15 protein-coding genes are annotated in these 17102 nt (G+C 55.3%); 10 read left to right on the forward strand and 5 right to left on the reverse strand.

Annotation, left to right across the window (positions count from 1 at the left end; genetic code table 11):
- The first annotated feature begins 53 nt into the window (after nt 1–53).
- Together IAE27_RS17000 and IAE27_RS17005 are read left to right on the forward strand one after the other, a co-directional pair.
- Entirely contained in the window at nt 54–1298 is a 1245-nt protein-coding gene (locus IAE27_RS17000; RefSeq protein ID WP_200092710.1) for an aromatic amino acid transport family protein, read from the forward strand.
- A 256-nt stretch (nt 1299–1554) separates the two neighbouring features.
- Nucleotides 1555–2658 carry a branched-chain amino acid ABC transporter substrate-binding protein gene (locus IAE27_RS17005; protein WP_016807580.1) on the forward strand — a complete coding sequence of 368 codons (1104 nt, stop codon included), beginning with the start codon at nt 1555–1557 and terminating at the stop codon, nt 2656–2658.
- 376 nt (nt 2659–3034) lie between these two features.
- Here IAE27_RS17005 and panM read toward each other — a convergent pair whose 3' ends face one another.
- On the reverse strand, nt 3035–3421 hold the full coding sequence (gene panM, locus IAE27_RS17010; RefSeq protein WP_004116081.1) for an aspartate 1-decarboxylase autocleavage activator PanM: 387 nt from the start codon (nt 3419–3421) through the stop codon (nt 3035–3037).
- A 421-nt stretch (nt 3422–3842) separates the two neighbouring features.
- Between panM and livK the strand changes: the two genes are divergently transcribed.
- From livK to livF, 5 genes are read left to right on the forward strand one after another with little or no spacing between them, the layout of a single operon-like run.
- Nucleotides 3843–4952 (forward strand): high-affinity branched-chain amino acid ABC transporter substrate-binding protein LivK, encoded by a 1110-nt coding sequence (gene livK / locus IAE27_RS17015; RefSeq protein WP_004106543.1) that lies wholly within the window; start codon nt 3843–3845, stop codon nt 4950–4952.
- A gap of 60 nt (nt 4953–5012) precedes the next feature.
- Nucleotides 5013–5939 (forward strand): high-affinity branched-chain amino acid ABC transporter permease LivH, encoded by a 927-nt coding sequence (gene livH, locus IAE27_RS17020; protein WP_004106541.1) that lies wholly within the window; start codon nt 5013–5015, stop codon nt 5937–5939.
- A complete protein-coding gene (livM, locus tag IAE27_RS17025) occupies nt 5936–7213 on the forward strand; it encodes a branched chain amino acid ABC transporter permease LivM (protein ID WP_200092716.1) in 1278 nt (425 codons plus the stop codon). The genes livH and livM overlap by 4 nt, the downstream gene beginning before the upstream one ends.
- A complete protein-coding gene (gene livG, locus IAE27_RS17030) occupies nt 7210–7977 on the forward strand; it encodes a high-affinity branched-chain amino acid ABC transporter ATP-binding protein LivG (protein ID WP_200092724.1) in 768 nt (255 codons plus the stop codon). The genes livM and livG overlap by 4 nt, the downstream gene beginning before the upstream one ends.
- Nucleotides 7978–7994: 17 nt before the next feature.
- Entirely contained in the window at nt 7995–8708 is a 714-nt protein-coding gene (gene livF, locus IAE27_RS17035) for a high-affinity branched-chain amino acid ABC transporter ATP-binding protein LivF (protein ID WP_004126158.1), read from the forward strand.
- Nucleotides 8709–8808: 100 nt separating this feature from the next.
- On the opposite strand, the gene IAE27_RS17040 is transcribed toward livF, so the two are convergent.
- The 4 genes from IAE27_RS17040 to IAE27_RS17055 form a co-directional block, all read right to left on the reverse strand.
- Nucleotides 8809–10404, reverse strand: coding sequence for a UxaA family hydrolase (locus IAE27_RS17040; RefSeq protein WP_200092726.1), 1596 nt, complete (start codon nt 10402–10404; stop codon nt 8809–8811).
- 33 nt (nt 10405–10437) lie between these two features.
- On the reverse strand, nt 10438–11748 hold the full coding sequence (locus IAE27_RS17045) for an MFS transporter (protein ID WP_004116060.1): 1311 nt from the start codon (nt 11746–11748) through the stop codon (nt 10438–10440).
- Between the two features lie 18 nt (nt 11749–11766).
- Nucleotides 11767–12666: a dihydrodipicolinate synthase family protein gene (locus IAE27_RS17050; RefSeq protein WP_200092728.1), complete on the reverse strand. Its 900-nt coding sequence runs from the start codon at nt 12664–12666 to the stop codon at nt 11767–11769.
- A 228-nt stretch (nt 12667–12894) separates the two neighbouring features.
- Complete coding sequence (locus tag IAE27_RS17055; RefSeq protein ID WP_004106526.1) at nt 12895–13662, reverse strand: IclR family transcriptional regulator; 768 nt, start codon at nt 13660–13662, stop codon at nt 12895–12897.
- 270 nt (nt 13663–13932) lie between these two features.
- Between IAE27_RS17055 and ugpB the strand changes: the two genes are divergently transcribed.
- The 3 genes from ugpB (at nt 13933) to ugpE (ending at nt 17102) form a co-directional block, all read left to right on the forward strand.
- Nucleotides 13933–15249 carry a sn-glycerol-3-phosphate ABC transporter substrate-binding protein UgpB gene (gene ugpB, locus IAE27_RS17060; RefSeq protein WP_004106515.1) on the forward strand — a complete coding sequence of 439 codons (1317 nt, stop codon included), beginning with the start codon at nt 13933–13935 and terminating at the stop codon, nt 15247–15249.
- Nucleotides 15250–15372: 123 nt separating this feature from the next.
- Entirely contained in the window at nt 15373–16260 is an 888-nt protein-coding gene (ugpA, locus tag IAE27_RS17065) for a sn-glycerol-3-phosphate ABC transporter permease UgpA (protein WP_004106512.1), read from the forward strand.
- Complete coding sequence (gene ugpE, locus IAE27_RS17070; protein ID WP_004116045.1) at nt 16257–17102, forward strand: sn-glycerol-3-phosphate ABC transporter permease UgpE; 846 nt, start codon at nt 16257–16259, stop codon at nt 17100–17102. Before ugpA ends, ugpE begins: the two co-directional genes overlap by 4 nt.

Genomic DNA, 17102 nt, shown 5'->3' on the forward strand with positions numbered 1-17102 from the left:
GATATCACCTTTTTTCCGGCAGCGCACGCTGCCGGAATAAAACGGAAAATATTATGTCTGACAACTCCACCTTTTCTTCGGTTCTGACGAGCCGGGAGCGTACCGCTGTACCTGCAAAATCTCTGAGTTTCATTGAAGGCGTGTCGATGATCGTCGGCACCAATATCGGCGCTGGGGTGCTATCCATCGCCTATGCCTCCAGCAAAGCGGGCTTTCTGCCGCTGCTGTTTTGGCTGATTGTGGTCGGTAGTCTGACGACCATTACCATGCTCTACGTAGCGGAGTCGACGCTGCGCACGCGCAAGCATCTGCAGCTTAGCGGCCTGTCGCAGCGCTACGTTGGCCGCTTTGGCGCGCTGATGATGTTCCTCTCTGTTTGCGTCAACAGCGTCGGCGCGCTGACGGCCTATATGACCGGCAGCGGTAAATTATTGCATTCGTTATTCGGTATCTCGCCGGCTCTCGGCAGCGCGCTGTTTTTTATTCCGGCGGCCGGGGTACTTTATCTTGGCCTGAAGGCGATTGGCCGGAGCGAGAAATTTATCAGTATCGGCATGGTCGTCATGATAACCATACTTGTCGCCGCGACGTTGCTGAAAGAGACCGCCAGCGTCGGCTATTTGCTGGATGGTAACTGGCTGTATATGGTGCCGGTATTTAACGTTGTCGCGTTCTGCTTCTCCGCGCAGTATATCGTGCCGGAAATGGCGCGCGGTTTCGCTGATAAACCGGAGAAACTGCCGAAGGCCATTATGGTGGGAATGTTATTAACCTTTTGCCTGCTGGCGCTGGTCCCGCTCTCGGTGATTGCATTAAGCGGGCTGGATAATATTTCTGATGTGGCGACCATTTCCTGGGGCCGTGCACTCGGCGAGTGGGCCTTCTTCTCGGCAAACCTTTTTGCGCTCTGCGCGATGCTGACCTCCTATTGGGGGCTGGGCGGCAGCTTCCTGACCAATATCTTCGATCAGTTTCGCCTTGGCAACGACGAGCAGCCGTTGAAACGCTTTAAGGTGCTGTTAGTGGTCGCCGTACCGCCTTTCATTCTGGCCTACAGTGGGATGGTATCCTTCGTGAATGCGCTCTATTTTGCCGGGGTATTTAGCGGGGTGATTTTATCTATCATGCCGATCCTGATCCTTAAAGGCTCGCGCAGGCAGGGTGATATCAATCCCGGCTGGACCTGCCCGGCGCTGATTACGCATCCTTTAATCCAGATCTTCATCGTATTGCTCTATCTTTGCAGCGCCGCCTACGCCATTGCTTCCGCCTTTGGCTACCTGCCTGCGGGCTGGTAGTACCGTCGCTCATGCCACCGCGTTCGGTTTATTCCGGCGCGGGTTTTTATTTGTCACTTATCTGTTACATACTCCGCAATTTTATCGTTTCCAATTCTCCTGAATGACGGTATGTTTAGCATAGTGTGCTGCAAAAGCGCAGGCGGCAGACCCTAATCTAACTATCATATGCTTTACTTATGTGTCTAATTAGAATAATGCGCTAATAAACAACATCACAACAAATGCAAAAACCATAATAATGGGGAGCCTCAGGATGAATATGAAGGGTAAAGCGTTACTGGCAGGATGTATTGCCTTAATCATGAGCGGTGCGGCAATGGCCGAGGATATCAAAGTGGCCGTTGTTGGCGCGATGTCCGGTCCGGTAGCGCAGTACGGCGACCAGGAGTTCACTGGCGCAGAGCAGGCTATTGCGGATATCAACGCTAAAGGCGGTATCAAAGGCAATAAGCTGCAGATGGTAAAGTACGATGACGCCTGTGACCCGAAACAAGCGGTTGCCGTCGCCAACAAAGTGATTAACGACGGTATCAAATACGTTATCGGCCACCTGTGCTCTTCTTCCACCCAGCCGGCGTCTGATATCTATGAAGATGAAGGCGTGCTGATGATCACCCCGGCGGCCACCGCGCCGGAGCTGACAGCTCGCGGCTATCACCTGATTCTGCGCACTACCGGCCTGGACTCCGACCAGGGGCCAACCGCCGCCAAATATATTCTGGAAAGCGTGAAACCACAGCGTATCGCGATTGTTCACGATAAGCAGCAGTACGGCGAAGGCCTGGCCCGTGCTGTACAGGATAATCTGAAGAAGGGTGGCGCCAACGTGGTGTTCTTTGATGGCATCACCGCCGGCGAGAAAGACTTCTCTACCCTGGTGGCGCGCCTGAAAAAAGAGAATATCGACTTCGTTTACTACGGCGGCTATCACCCGGAGATGGGGCAGATCCTGCGTCAGTCTCGCGCCGCTGGCCTGAAAACGCAGTTTATGGGGCCGGAAGGTGTCGCCAACGTGTCGCTGTCTAATATCGCGGGCGCTTCTGCGGAAGGTATGCTGGTCACCAAGCCGAAAAACTACGACCAGGTTCCGGCGAACAAACCGATTGTGGATGCGATCAAGGCGAAGAAACAGGATCCGAGCGGCGCGTTCGTGTGGACCACCTATGCCGCGCTGCAGTCGCTGGAAGCGGGCCTGAATCAGTCTGACGATCCGGCTGAAATCGCGAAATACCTGAAAGGGGCAACGGTTGAGACCGTGATGGGGCCGCTCTCCTGGAACGAGAAGGGCGATCTGAAAGGCTTCGAATTCGGTGTGTTTACCTGGCATGCCAATGGTACAGCGACCGACGCCAAATAAATTTAACCTGCGCCTTTCGCGCCGCAGAGGCGTTGGCTGCACGCTTCAACCCCGGTCACTTACTGATGTAAGCTCCCGGGGATTTCAGCGCTTGCCGCCTTTCTGCAACGCGAAATGCTGGGTTAAATCAGTTGATCCTTGCCTCTTCGCATAGGCGAGGAGAAAGGTAAAAGCAAAAAGGCAACGTAAGTTGCCTTTTTTAGTCGGTAGGCCGGGTAAGGCGTTACGCCGCAACCCGGGGAATGCACCGGGGTTGATGCATTGGTGCGGTTTCTTCCCGGGTCACCCGGGCTACAGGCTGGTGCGGTCTGGTTTTTTGTCGCCCGGGTAAGGCGTTCGGCCGCAATCCGGGAATGTTCAGCCTTCTTTCGCCGATTTACTGATTTTTTACCCAACCGCCCGTTTGCGCGCTAAAACCCAGCGCCTGCATAAACGCCGCCATCACGCCGCGGTCTTCCACGCCGGCATCCGCAATCCGCCAACTGGTGATTTCTGGATTATCCTTTAGCGCTTCTTCCACTAAATATTGCCCGACGCCGCGACGGCGGGTCACTTCACGCACGCACAGCGCGCTGAGTTCGCCCTCAACGCCATTCAGCGTAATACGTACCGCTCCCAGCAGACGCTCGTTGAAGCGGGCGGCGTAAATACGATGGCTCTCATCTATCGCCAGCGCCGCGAGATCCTGCGACGGCCAGATTTTCCCTAAGTCGATGCGATCCTGATCGCTGAAGTGTTGTAAACGAATAATGGTCAATTTCATGCTCGGTGAGTCCAGTTAAAACGGATGCGTCAGTGTATCCAAATTCCCCGCCAGGCGGAGCGCCGTTTTTTGCCTCGTCATCAGGGGATTCGTTTTCCTGGAAGGAACAGGGTAGAGCAATTCATCATGGATCGAAAAATAAGCAGAATTTTAACCTGATATATAGCGTTTTATTCCGCCTTATGTATCGTTATTTTATGCTGTTTGCTGGACTTTTTTTGTTTATCTTCCCGTAAATACAGAATATTATCTTTGCTTAATCGACTGAAAAATAGAGAATTTACTCTGTATTCAGGCAAGAAACCTCGCTAAACCATTAAAGATAATGGTAAAAGTAGCGTTGTTTAAGAAAAGCACAGAATGCTTTTTAACCATAAAAATACAAAATATTTACACCACATCACGAACGGGGTTCTGCAGCATGAAAAGGAACGCGAAAACGGTTATCGCGGGGTTAGTCGCACTGGCGATGTCCCAGGCGGCTTTTGCCAAAGATATTAAGGTCGCCGTTGTTGGCGCGATGTCTGGCCCGGTAGCCCAGTGGGGCGATATGGAATTTAACGGCGCGCGCCAGGCAATCAAAGACATTAACGCTCAGGGGGGCATTAAGGGCGATAAGCTGGTCGGCGTAGAGTACGATGACGCCTGTGACCCGAAACAGGCCGTTGCGGTGGCGAACAAAATCGTCAATGACGGCATCCAGTATGTTATCGGCCACCTCTGCTCTTCTTCCACTCAGCCGGCATCCGATATCTATGAAGATGAAGGCATTTTGATGATCTCGCCGGGAGCGACTAACCCGGAGCTGACTCAGCGCGGTTATCAGTACATCATGCGTACTGCGGGTCTGGACTCCTCGCAGGGACCGACCGCCGCTAAATACATCATGGAAACCGTCAAACCGCAGCGTATTGCTATCATTCATGATAAACAGCAGTACGGCGAAGGCCTGGCGCGCTCTGTTCAGGAAAGCCTGAAAAAAGGCGGCGCGAATATCGTCTTCTTCGACGGCATCACCGCTGGCGAAAAAGACTTCTCCGCGCTGCTGGCGCGCCTGAAAAAAGAGAATATCGACTTCGTTTACTACGGCGGCTACTACCCGGAAATGGGTCAGATGCTGCGCCAGGCGCGTTCCGTAGGGCTGAAAACCGTGTTTATGGGCCCGGAAGGCGTGGGTAACGCGTCGCTGTCCAATATCGCGGGCGATGCGGCGGAAGGCATGCTGGTCACGATGCCAAAACGCTATGACCAGGACCCGGCTAACAGCGCTATCGTTGACGCGCTCAAAGCGGAGAAGAAGGACCCGAGCGGTCCGTATGTCTGGATCACCTACGCCGCCGTACAGTCACTGGCGCAGGCGATGGACCGGGCCGGAAGCCAGGAGCCGCTGGATTTAATCAAAGATCTGAAAGCTCACGGCGCGAAAACCGTGATTGGGCCGCTGAATTGGGACGAAAAAGGCGATTTGAAGGGATTTGAGTTTGGTGTCTTCCAGTGGCACGCGGATGGGTCATCCACCCTCGCGAAATAAGCCATAAGACAAGTTATCCCACCGCCCGTGCAAAGCGGGCGGGTTGAAAAAGGTTACCTTATGTCCGAGCAGTTTCTCTATTTTTTGCAGCAGATGTTTAACGGCGTCACGCTGGGAAGCACCTATGCGCTGATTGCCATCGGCTATACCATGGTGTACGGCATTATCGGCATGATCAACTTCGCCCACGGCGAGGTGTATATGATTGGCAGCTACGTCTCCTTCATGATCATTGCCGCCCTGATGATGATGGGTATTGATACCAGCTGGCTGCTGGTTGCCGCTGGATTCGTCGGCGCTATCGTGATTGCCAGCGCCTACGGCTGGAGTATCGAGCGCGTGGCCTACCGGCCGGTGCGCAGCTCAAAACGCCTGATTGCGCTGATCTCCGCCATCGGGATGTCGATCTTCTTGCAAAACTACGTCAGCCTGACGGAAGGCTCGCGCGATGTCGCGCTGCCAAGCCTGTTTAACGGCCAGTGGACGGTGGGCAGTAGCGACAACTTCTCCGCGACCATTACCACCATGCAGCTGGTGATCTGGGTGGTGACGTTTATCGCCATGCTGGCGCTAACGCTGTTTATTCGCTATTCCCGCATGGGGCGCGCCTGCCGCGCCTGCGCTGAAGATCTGAAAATGGCCAGCCTGCTCGGGATTAACACCGACCGCGTGATTGCGCTGACCTTTGTGATCGGCGCGGCAATGGCGGCGGTTGCCGGCGTTCTGCTCGGACAGTTTTACGGCGTTATCAACCCCTACATCGGCTTTATGGCCGGGATGAAGGCCTTCACCGCTGCGGTTCTGGGCGGCATCGGCAGCATTCCTGGCGCGATGATCGGCGGGCTGATCCTCGGTATTGCCGAAGCGCTCTCTTCTGCCTATCTCAGCACGGAATATAAAGACGTGGTCTCCTTCGCGCTGCTGATCCTGGTTCTGCTGGTGATGCCTACCGGCATCCTGGGCCGTCCGGAGGTAGAAAAAGTATGAAACCGATGCATTTTGCGATGGCGCTGCTGTCGGCAGTTATGTTCTTTATCCTGGCGGGCGTCTTTATGGGCGTGCAGCTGGAGCTTGACGGCACGAAGCTGGTGGTGGATACCGCCGCCGATATCCGCTGGCAGTGGATCTTTATCGGAACCGCAGTGGTTTTCTTCTTCCAGCTGCTGCGTCCCATTTTTCAGAAAACCATGAAGAACGTCTCCGGGCCGAAGTTTATTCTGCCGGCTATCGACGGTTCGACGGTAAAACAGAAGCTATTCCTGATCTCCCTGCTGGTTATCGCCGTGGCGTGGCCGTTTATGGTGTCGCGCGGGACGGTGGATATCGCCACGCTGACGATGATCTATATCATCCTCGGCCTGGGTCTTAACGTGGTGGTGGGGCTTTCCGGCCTGTTGGTGCTGGGCTACGGCGGCTTTTATGCCATCGGCGCCTATACCTTTGCGCTGCTGAACCACTATTACGGCCTGGGGTTCTGGACCTGCCTGCCGCTGGCGGGGCTGGTTTCGGCGGCGGCGGGCTTCCTGCTTGGCTTCCCGGTCCTGCGTCTGCGCGGCGACTATCTGGCGATTGTCACGCTCGGCTTCGGCGAAATCGTGCGCATCCTGCTGCTTAACAACACCGAAATAACCGGCGGTCCGAACGGCATTAGCCAGATCCCAAAACCGACGCTCTTCGGCCTTGAATTTAGCCGCAGCGCCCGTGAAGGCGGCTGGGATACGTTCAGCAACTTCTTTGGCGTGAAGTACGACCCCTCCGATCGCGTCATTTTCCTCTACCTGGTCGCTCTGCTGCTGGTGGTGTTAAGTCTGTTCGTGATTAACCGTCTGCTGCGTATGCCGCTGGGCCGCGCGTGGGAAGCGCTGCGTGAAGATGAAATCGCCTGTCGCTCGCTGGGCCTCAGCCCGACGCGCATCAAGCTGACCGCTTTTACCATCAGCGCCGCCTTTGCCGGTTTTGCCGGCACCCTGTTCGCCGCCCGTCAGGGCTTTGTCAGCCCGGAATCCTTCACCTTCGCCGAGTCGGCCTTTGTGCTGGCGATTGTGGTTCTCGGCGGTATGGGCTCCCAGTTTGCGGTGATCCTGGCGGCGGTTCTGCTGGTGGTCTCGCGCGAGCTGATGCGTGATTTCAATGAGTACAGCATGCTGATGCTGGGCGCGCTGATGGTTCTGATGATGATCTGGCGTCCGCAGGGCCTTCTGCCGATGACGCGTCCGCAGCTGAAGCTGAAAAACGGTCAGGCAAAAGGAGAGCAGGCATGAGTCAGCCATTATTATCCGTAAACGGCCTGATGATGCGTTTCGGCGGTCTGCTGGCGGTTAACAACGTGTCGCTGGAGCTGCGCGAGCGGGAAATTGTCTCGCTTATCGGCCCGAACGGCGCGGGCAAAACCACCGTTTTTAACTGTCTGACCGGTTTCTACAAGCCCACTGGCGGCACTATTATGCTGCGTGACCAGCATCTGGAAGGGCTGCCGGGCCAGCAGATTGCCCGCATGGGCGTAGTGCGAACGTTCCAGCACGTGCGTCTGTTCCGCGAAATGACGGTGATTGAAAACCTGCTGGTGGCACAGCATCAGCAGCTGAAAACCGGGGTTTTCTCCGGCCTGCTGAAGACGCCATCCTTCCGCCGCGCCCAGAGCGAAGCGCTCGATCGCGCCGCGACCTGGCTTGAGCGTATTGGCCTGCTCGAACACGCCAACCGCCAGGCCATTAACCTGGCCTACGGCGACCAGCGCCGTCTGGAGATCGCCCGCTGCATGGTGACCCAGCCGGAAATCCTGATGCTGGATGAGCCCGCCGCGGGGCTAAACCCGAAAGAGACCAAAGAGCTGGATGAGCTGATCGTCGAGCTACGCAGCCATCACAACACCACCATCCTGCTGATTGAGCACGATATGAAGCTGGTGATGGGCATTTCCGACCGTATTTACGTGGTAAACCAGGGCACGCCGCTGGCCAACGGTACGCCGGAAGCGATCCGCAACAACCCGGACGTGATCCGCGCCTATTTAGGTGAAGCATAATGGTGGTGACGCATAAGATGGAAAAAGTGATGTTATCTTTTGACAACGTCAGCGCGCATTACGGCAAAATCCAGGCGCTGCACAACGTCAGTCTGCATATCAATCAGGGAGAAATTGTCACCCTGATTGGTGCCAACGGTGCGGGGAAAACCACGCTGCTGGGTACCCTGTGCGGCGACCCGCGCGCCTCCAGCGGCCGCGTGGTTTTCGACGGTAAAGATATTACCGACTGGCAGACGGCGAAAATCATGCGCGAAGCGGTGGCGATCGTGCCGGAAGGGCGCCGGGTCTTCTCGCGGATGACGGTGGAAGAGAACCTGGCGATGGGCGGTTTTTTTGCCGATCGCGACCAGTTCCAGACCCGTATTAAATGGGTGTATGAGCTGTTTCCGCGCCTGCATGAGCGCCGGGTTCAGCGGGCGGGCACCATGTCCGGCGGCGAGCAGCAGATGCTGGCCATCGGGCGCGCGCTGATGAGCCAGCCGCGCCTGCTGCTGCTGGATGAGCCTTCGCTCGGTCTGGCGCCGATTATCATTCAGCAAATCTTCGATACCATCGAACAGCTGCGCGAGCAGGGGATGACTATCTTCCTCGTCGAGCAGAACGCCAACCAGGCGCTGAAGCTGGCCGACCGCGGCTACGTGCTGGAAAACGGTCACGTGGTGCTGGAGGATACCGGCGATGCGCTGCTGGCGAATGAAGCGGTACGCAGCGCCTATCTGGGCGGGTAGTGTAATCAAGACGCCCGGCAGGAACGCCAGAACGGTATATTAAAGAGGTTCGCTATCCACACCAAACGCCCGGCATCTGCCGGGCGTTTTTACTTGACTCCTACAGCTCCAGAGAGCGTTTCCACAGCATAAAATCATACTGTTCGAGCGCATCCGCTTTGGTGCGCCAGGTTCCGCTGGCGGTAGCGATGATTTTCTCAAACAGGCCGTCGGCGATATCCGCCAGTGGCGTGCCTTCGATAATCGGCCCGCAGTCATAATCGATAATATCCGGCATCTTTTTTGCGAGCGCGGTGTTGGTTGAAACTTTGAGAACCGGAACGATAGGGTTTCCCGTCGGCGTACCCAACCCGGTTGAGAAGATCACCACGTTGCACCCCGCCGCGACCAGGCCCGTTACCGCGTCCACATCGTTGCCCGGCGTGCAGACCAGCGAAAGGCCGCTTTCTCCCATCGGTTCGGCATATTCGCATACCGCGCTAACCGGCGCTCTGCCGCCTTTTTTCGCCGCGCCGGCGGATTTTATCGCGTCAGTGATCAGCCCATCGGCAATGTTTCCCGGGCTGGGGTTATCGGCGATGGTGGTGCCGAAGAAGTTCGCGACATGCTCATAGTTTTTCATCAGCGACAAAAACTTCTCTTTCAGCTCCCGGGTCGCGCAGCGCTGAACGATATCCCCTTCCGCGCCGCACAGCTCGGGGAATTCCGCCAGCCCCGATGCGCCGCCGAGGGCGACGAGGCGGTCGGATACTTCGCCCATCGCCGGGTTTGCGCTGATCCCCGAGAACCCGTCAGAAGCGCCGCACTTCACGCCGATTTTGAGGTGGGAGAGCGGGACGTCCTGCCGCTCGGCGACGGGGGCTTCGCGGATCGCGTTATAAGTTTCGGTCAACGCATCCTGCATCATTTTTTCTTCGCTACTCCAGTCCTGCTGCCTGAAGTAAATAATCGGTTTGCTGAAGTTCGGGTTACGCTTCGCCAGCGCGGCGTTGAAATCAACAATTCGCGCTTTTTCACAGCCGAGGGCGAAGACCGTCACGCCAAGAACGTTAGGATGATCGGAATAGGCGGCCAGCACGTCGCACATCGTCATGCTGTCCGAGGTGGCGCCGCCGCAGCCGGAATTAACGGTAATACAGCGAATACCGTCAAGATGCGGAAAGGGCAGATGTCGGGTATCGTTTAAAGCCCCTGCCGATGTCACCTGGCGAGCAAAATTTTTCAGGCCGTTATTGGCGTAGCCAAGGGCGTCGTTTAGCGCATCGGTGACGCGCTGAACGTTGCGGTTTTCACAGAATACCAGCGGAATGACCAGCCAGTAGTTTGCGGTGGCGACCCGGCCATCTTCACGCACGATTCCCTTAAACGTCCGCTGCTGCCAGGCGGAAATATCCGGCTGCTGCCAGTCATAGGGGGCGACATCGTCAAGCGTAACCGGGGCCGCGTAGTGTTTGATATTCTCCGTGGTGATGGCTTCGCCCCGGGTGATGGGGCGCGTCGCTTTACCGACCGGTACGCCGTACAGCGAAACGATATCGCCGGGCGCAATATCCTCGGTGGCAAATTTATGTTTGGCTTTGACATCGCTACGCAGAACGTAGGCCTCATCGTTCCAGTGAACCCGCTGTTCTTTGCGTAAGTCCTGCAGCGCAACGATTAAGTTATCAGTAGGGTCAATCTTTAAGATGGTCTGCATGTTATTTATCCTTTGTTATAAGCGCATCAGGACTTAGTGATGGGTAACCGCAACGCCGTTTGTCGCTTTTCTGCCGGCAAGAGCGGCAATCAGCAGCGCACAGCAGACGGTAATCAGCGACAGTGCGACCAGGCCCGCCGAATCATTGCCGAAGAAGGTATCGACCTCAACGCGAATGAGCGGCGCCAGGAAGCTACAAAACGCGCCCATGGTGGTGCAAAAGCCGATACTGGCGGCCAGCGCCGAGCCTGACACAATCTGCGCCGGGAAAGTCCAGAAAATGGGTTGCACGGAGAGAAAGCCGATGGCCGACAGCGAGAGCGCGGCAATGGCGAGCACCGGGCCGGACCAGGCAGAAACAAACAGCCCCAGCGCCGCAGCCAGCATACAGATGACCGAAATCAGTACCCGGCGAGCCGGCATTTTGTCCGCCAGACGCGGAATGTAATAGACGCCGACGGCGGAGCAGGCCCACGGAATGGCGGCGACCAGCGACTCTTTAAAGCCGAGCGTGGAACCCATTAGCGAGGCGACTTGCGAAGGCAGGAAGAACATCAGTCCGTACACGCTGATCTGGATGGTGCCGTAGATCAGCGCCAGGTGCCAGACTTTAAGGCTTTTCAGCGCGGTACCAACGCTGCTGGTTTCCGTCTGCCGCTGCTCCTGCTGTAGCTGGGCAATCAGCGCCTTTTTCTCTTCTTCGTTCAGGAAGCGCGCTTTGGCCGGCGTATCGTCGAGCCAGAACCAGGCGAAGATCCCCATGATGACCGCCGGAATGCCTTCAATAAAGAACATCCAGAACCAGCCGGGTTTACCGAGGAAACCGTGCATTTCCAGCAGCGCGCCGGAGATGGGCGAGCCTAAGGTCAGCGCCAGCGGTACGCCGAGTACGAAGATACCGACGACGGATGCGCGAACTTTATTGGGAAAGTAGATGGAAGCCAGCAGCAGAATACCGGGATAAAAACCGGCTTCGCCTAACCCCAGTAAAAAGCGCAGAACAATAAACTGGGTTTCCGTCTGCACCAGTCCGGTGAGGGCAGAGAGAACGCCCCACAGCGCGGTGGTGATGCTTAACCATTTCTGCGCGCCAATTTTATTCAGGATCAGGTTTGCGGGAATGCCAAATAGCGCATAGGCGGCGAAAAAGATCCCTGCCCCGAGGGCGAAGGCGGAATTGGAGAGCCCAATATCCACCTGCATCGCCTCTTTAGCGAATCCCACGTTCACCCTGTCGATAAAGGCGATGAAGTACAAAATAAACATCAGTGGCACCAGGCGCTTCCATGATTTCGTAATCGCGGAATTGAGGGCCGGATTGTCGTAAGCTGTGATGGTTTTCATAATACCTCCGCGTGGGGGTCAGGCATTAATTTCAATACCAGCACGGGAAAGTATCCGCAAAATACTTTCGGTCTGGCCGGTTGTGAGTGAGCTAAACGGTGGCGTGCAGCGGTCGGACTGAATAATTTCGCGCAGCTGTAGCGCTTTTTTAAATGTTGGAATGAACGGATCGTTAACCGCGTAAATATCCATTAACCCATCCACTTTTTGCTGATACCGCGAAATTTGCTGCAAATCGTTATCGTTAAATGCCAGCATCCAGTCGCGGAATATTTCAGGGCAAATATTGGATAACCCGCCGATACATCCATCGCCCCCCGCCAGGACATTGTGCGCGAAGTTATTGTCATAACCGGCATAGACTTCAAAATACGGTAGTTCAGATTTTACCTGGCGAATCACCTGCGACGTATGATTGGTGTCCGGAATGGTGTCTTTAAGACCGACAATGTTTGGGAACTCTCTGGCGAGTCGTAAACAGACCTCTGGCGAGACGCAATAGCCGGTACGTTCCGGGAAGTTATAAATAAATATTTTGGCGGCGGTGCGGCGAGCTATCTGGCTATAAAATGTATAAATGCCTTCATCAGTCAGGCGGAAGTACCACGGGCTGATAATCATGACGCCATCCAGTCCGCACTCATCTGCATAGTTAGCCAGCTCTACGCACTCGTCAATATCCATGCGGCTGGTACCCGCATAGGCCTTTATTCCCTCGCGCGGGAACTCTGCCGCCATTTGAATTACCTGACGGGATGTTTTCATATCCAGCGAGAAAAACTCACCGGTACTGCCCATGACGACAAATCCCGATACGCTGCTTTTAATGAAATCATACAGGCGAAAGTTGCCTTCAGGATCCAGCCTGCCCTGCTCATCAAAAACCGTTATTGCCGGGGTGATGTAATGACTTTGCATATTAAACCTCTTTGTTGTTCGTATATACAAACAGTGTTTGTATTTGCGATTAGGCATAAGTAAACACGCCATCGACGTGAAGTCAAATAGCGTCAAAGTCGTGCGGATAATTGATTAAATCTATGAATAGATGGGGAATTATGCAGAATAGTCGGGCGCCACGGTGGATCATTAAATATCGGTATTGTGTGGGTAATCACAATTCCGAAGGCGCCGTTGGCAAATAAATCAGTAATTTTTAATATCAGGCAGCTTATTCAGCACGCTTTCGATACGACCCTTGGCCTCTTTTAGCGCACGAATCACCTGCTGCGTTTTTTCATCGCTGGCGCGGAAAGAGGGCAATGAGACGCTGATCGCCGCCAGAATAATGCCTTTCTGCTGCAGGGGGACGGCGAAGCAGATGGTATCGTCGTTGATTTCCCGATCGTCCATGGCATAACCGTTGGCGGCAACCATATCCAGCTGCTGACGAAGCTGGGCCATATTCGTTACGCTGCGGGCGGTAACGGAAGGAAAACCCTGCGGATAGAGCTCCAGAATCTCTTCGTCGCGGTGCTTATGCAGCAGCGCCTTGCCCAGGGCGGAGCAGATTGCCGGCAGGCGCGTCCCTACCTTAGAGACCAGCTGCACGGTTTGATCGCCCTGGACTTTATCAACATACAGTACCCAGGCGTCATCCAGAATGCCGAGCTGGCAAACTTCGTTGCATTCAGTGACCACCGCGTGCATTTCGCTATTGATCGTTTTCAGCCAGAACTCTTTTTCGACGGTGGCACTGGCCAGAACCGCGCAGGAGATCCCCAGAGTGTAAATCCCGTTGCGATCGTCGTGACTGATATATTTGCGATACTGCAGTGATTTGAGGATCGGGAAAATGGTTCCCTTGGAAATATCCGTTTTGAGCGATAGCTCGGAAAGCGTCATTCCATCCGCGTTGGCTAAGGTTTCCAGAATGAGCAAAACGCGCTCGGTAGGTTTATGAAGCGTCTTCATATTTTTCCTTTTGACGGCTCGCCGTAGAGTGCTCTTTAACGCACTCTATTTAACTACAGATCCCCGTTTATCTGTAGTCTGCGCCGTCTCTCTTTTTCCCTTGCCATTTCCCTGCCACTTTTTTTTCACCGTTTCATCATGTTTTTGCCAATTTATTGTAATATTTTTGTAATGCAATAGTTATTTTTCTGTCATTCGAGCATGTCATGTTACCCCCGCGAACATAAAACGCGTGAAATCGCGCATCCGGAACAACAAGAGAGATAACCGATGATATCGTTACGACATACAGCTTTAGGACTGGCGCTCAGCCTGGCATTTGCCGGACAAGCCCTGGCGGTAACCACTATCCCATTCTGGCACTCGATGGAAGGGGAGTTGGGGAAAGAAGTTGATTCACTGGCGCAACGTTTCAATGCAGCCAACCCGGACTATAAAATTGTCCCGGTGTATAAAGGCAACTATGAGCAGAGCCTGAGCGCAGGCATCGCCGCCTTCCGTACCGGCAACGCGCCGGCGCTATTACAGGTTTATGAAGTCGGCACCGCGACGATGATGGCCTCAAAGGCGATTAAGCCGGTTTATCAGGTGTTCAGCGATGCGGGCATTCAGTTTGACGAAACGCAGTTCGTTCCCACCGTTTCCGGTTATTACACTGATTCGAAAACCGGACACTTGCTCTCTCAACCGTTTAACAGCTCCACGCCGGTGTTGTACTACAACAAAGACGCCTTTAAAAAAGCCGGGTTAGATCCGGAACAGCCGCCGAAAACCTGGCAGGATCTGGCGGCGTATACCGCGAAGCTGAAGGCTGCCGGGATGAAATGCGGCTACGCCAGCGGCTGGCAGGGCTGGATCCAGATTGAAAACTTCAGTGCCTGGCACGGCCTGCCGGTGGCCACCAAAAACAACGGCTTCGACGGTACCGATGCGGTACTGGAGTTCAACAAGCCGGAGCAGGTCAAGCATATCGCTCTGCTCGAAGAACTGAATAAGAAAGGCGACTTCAGCTACTTCGGGCGTAAAGACGAATCCACCGAGAAGTTCTATAACGGCGACTGCGCCATTACCACCGCCTCCTCCGGCTCGCTGGCGGATATTCGTCAGTACGCGAAGTTCAACTATGGCGTAGGGATGATGCCGTACGACGCCGACGTGAAAGGCGCGCCGCAAAACGCCATTATCGGCGGGGCCAGCCTGTGGGTGATGCAGGGGAAAGACAAAGAAACCTATACCGGGGTCGCCAGATTCCTCGATTTCCTGACTAAACCGGAAAACGCGGCCGAATGGCACCAGAAAACTGGCTATCTGCCGATTACCACCGCTGCTTATAACCTGACCCGTGAGCAGGGTTTCTATGATAAGAATCCGGGTGCGGATATTGCGACGCGTCAGATGCTGAATAAGCCGCCACTGCCGTTCACCAAAGGGCTGCGTCTGGGCAATATGCCGCAGATCCGCACCATCGTGGATGAAGAGCTGGAAAGCGTGTGGACCGGTAAGAAAACGCCCCAGCAGGCGCTTGACGCCGCGGTTGAGCGCGGTAATCAGCTGCTGCGCCGTTTCGAACAGTCAACGAAGTCGTAATCTTTTAGCCCGTCCCTCATCCTCACCCTCTCCCGAAAGCGGAGAGGGACCGTTCGGCACACTCCTCTTCCTTGCCTTTTGGGAGAGGGCCGGGGTGAGGGGAAAACAATGCAGAGTTTAACTATGTCATCATCCCGTCCGGTGTTTAAATCCCGCTGGCTGCCCTATGTGCTGGTCGCGCCGCAGCTGGTTATCACCGTCGTATTCTTTATCTGGCCCGCTGGCGAAGCGCTGTGGTATTCGCTGCAGAGCGTCGATCCTTTTGGGCTCTCCAGCCAGTTTGTCGGCCTGGACAACTTTTTAGCCCTGTTCCACGACCCGTATTACCTGGACTCCTTCTGGACCACCATTAAGTTCAGTACGATGGTTACCGTCAGCGGTCTGCTGATCTCGCTGTTTTTCGCCGCGCTGGTCGATTATGTGGTGCGCGGCAGCCGCTTCTACCAAACGCTGATGCTCCTGCCCTATGCCGTTGCGCCCGCGGTGGCTGCGGTGCTGTGGATCTTCTTATTCAACCCCGGACGGGGGCTGATTACCCATCTTCTCGGCGAAATGGGCTATGACTGGAACCACGCACAGAATAGCGGTCAGGCGATGTTCCTCGTGGTTTTCGCCTCGGTCTGGAAGCAAATTAGTTACAACTTCCTGTTCTTCTTTGCCGCGCTGCAATCGATTCCCCGCTCGCTGGTTGAAGCCGCCGCGATTGACGGCGCCGGGCCGGTTCGCCGCTTCTTCAGGCTGGCGCTACCGCTGATCGCCCCGGTGAGTTTCTTCCTGCTGGTAGTGAATCTGGTGTACGCCTTCTTTGATACCTTTCCGGTTATCGATGCCGCAACCGGCGGCGGGCCGGTGCAGGCGACGACGACGCTGATTTATAAGATCTACCGTGAAGGTTTCGCCGGGCTCGACCTGTCCGCTTCCGCCGCCCAGTCGGTGGTGCTGATGTTCCTCGTCATTATTCTGACGGTGGTGCAATTCCGCTACGTTGAGAAAAAGGTGCGCTACCAATGATTGAAAACCGTCGCGGGCTGACGATTTTCAGCCACACGATGCTGATTTTAGGGATCGCGGTCATTCTGTTCCCGCTGTATGTCGCCTTTGTTGCGGCGACGCTGGACAGTAAAGCGGTCTTTGACACGCCGATGACGCTGATACCCGGCGGGCATCTTCTCGAAAACATGAAATTCATCTGGGTGAATGGCGTCGGGGCCAACAGCGCGCCGTTCTGGCTGATGATGCTCAACAGTTTCATCATGGCCTTTGGCATCACGGTGGGCAAAATTACGGTATCGATGCTCTCCGCTTTCGCCATCGTCTGGTTTCGTTTTCCGCTGCGCAACCTGTTCTTCTGGATGATCTTTATCACGCTGATGCTGCCGGTTGAGGTGCGCATTTTCCCGACCGTAGAAGTGATCGCCAATCTGAAAATGCTCGACAGCTATGCCGGACTCACGCTGCCGCTGATGGCCTCGGCGACCGCGACCTTTCTGTTTCGCCAGTTCTTTATGACCCTGCCGGACGAGCTTATCGAGGCCGCACGTATCGACGGCGCATCGCCGATGCGCTTTTTCCGCGACATCGTCCTGCCGCTGTCGAAAACCAACCTGGCGGCGCTGTTCGTCATCACCTTTATTTACGGCTGGAACCAGTATTTGTGGCCGCTGCTGATTATTACCGACGTGAATCTCGGCACCGCGGTCGCGGGCATCAAAGGGATGATCGCCATCGGCCAGGGCACCACGCAGTGGAATCAGGTGATGGCGGCGATGCTGCTCACGTTGATTCCTCCGGTAGTCATCGTTTTAGCCATGCAGCGCGCGTTTGTGCGTGGTTTAGTGGATAGTGAGAAATAA

The sequence above is a fragment of the Klebsiella sp. S69 genome, assembly GCF_016516145.1.
Classification (GTDB): domain Bacteria; phylum Pseudomonadota; class Gammaproteobacteria; order Enterobacterales; family Enterobacteriaceae; genus Klebsiella; species Klebsiella oxytoca.

What these genes read in the sequence shown, in the direction of transcription:
- IAE27_RS17000 (WP_200092710.1), top strand. Translation starts at nt 54, where the DNA reads ATGTCTGACAACTCCACCTTTTCTTCGGTTCTGACGAGCCGGGAGCGT.
- IAE27_RS17005 (WP_016807580.1), top strand. Translation starts at nt 1,555, where the DNA reads ATGAATATGAAGGGTAAAGCGTTACTGGCAGGATGTATTGCCTTAATC.
- panM (WP_004116081.1), bottom strand. Translation starts at nt 3,421, where the DNA reads ATGAAATTGACCATTATTCGTTTACAACACTTCAGCGATCAGGATCGC.
- livK (WP_004106543.1), top strand. Translation starts at nt 3,843, where the DNA reads ATGAAAAGGAACGCGAAAACGGTTATCGCGGGGTTAGTCGCACTGGCG.
- livH (WP_004106541.1), top strand. Translation starts at nt 5,013, where the DNA reads ATGTCCGAGCAGTTTCTCTATTTTTTGCAGCAGATGTTTAACGGCGTC.
- livM (WP_200092716.1), top strand. Translation starts at nt 5,936, where the DNA reads ATGAAACCGATGCATTTTGCGATGGCGCTGCTGTCGGCAGTTATGTTC.
- livG (WP_200092724.1), top strand. Translation starts at nt 7,210, where the DNA reads ATGAGTCAGCCATTATTATCCGTAAACGGCCTGATGATGCGTTTCGGC.
- livF (WP_004126158.1), top strand. Translation starts at nt 7,995, where the DNA reads ATGGAAAAAGTGATGTTATCTTTTGACAACGTCAGCGCGCATTACGGC.
- IAE27_RS17040 (WP_200092726.1), bottom strand. Translation starts at nt 10,404, where the DNA reads ATGCAGACCATCTTAAAGATTGACCCTACTGATAACTTAATCGTTGCG.
- IAE27_RS17045 (WP_004116060.1), bottom strand. Translation starts at nt 11,748, where the DNA reads ATGAAAACCATCACAGCTTACGACAATCCGGCCCTCAATTCCGCGATT.
- IAE27_RS17050 (WP_200092728.1), bottom strand. Translation starts at nt 12,666, where the DNA reads ATGCAAAGTCATTACATCACCCCGGCAATAACGGTTTTTGATGAGCAG.
- IAE27_RS17055 (WP_004106526.1), bottom strand. Translation starts at nt 13,662, where the DNA reads ATGAAGACGCTTCATAAACCTACCGAGCGCGTTTTGCTCATTCTGGAA.
- ugpB (WP_004106515.1), top strand. Translation starts at nt 13,933, where the DNA reads ATGATATCGTTACGACATACAGCTTTAGGACTGGCGCTCAGCCTGGCA.
- ugpA (WP_004106512.1), top strand. Translation starts at nt 15,373, where the DNA reads ATGTCATCATCCCGTCCGGTGTTTAAATCCCGCTGGCTGCCCTATGTG.
- ugpE (WP_004116045.1), top strand. Translation starts at nt 16,257, where the DNA reads ATGATTGAAAACCGTCGCGGGCTGACGATTTTCAGCCACACGATGCTG.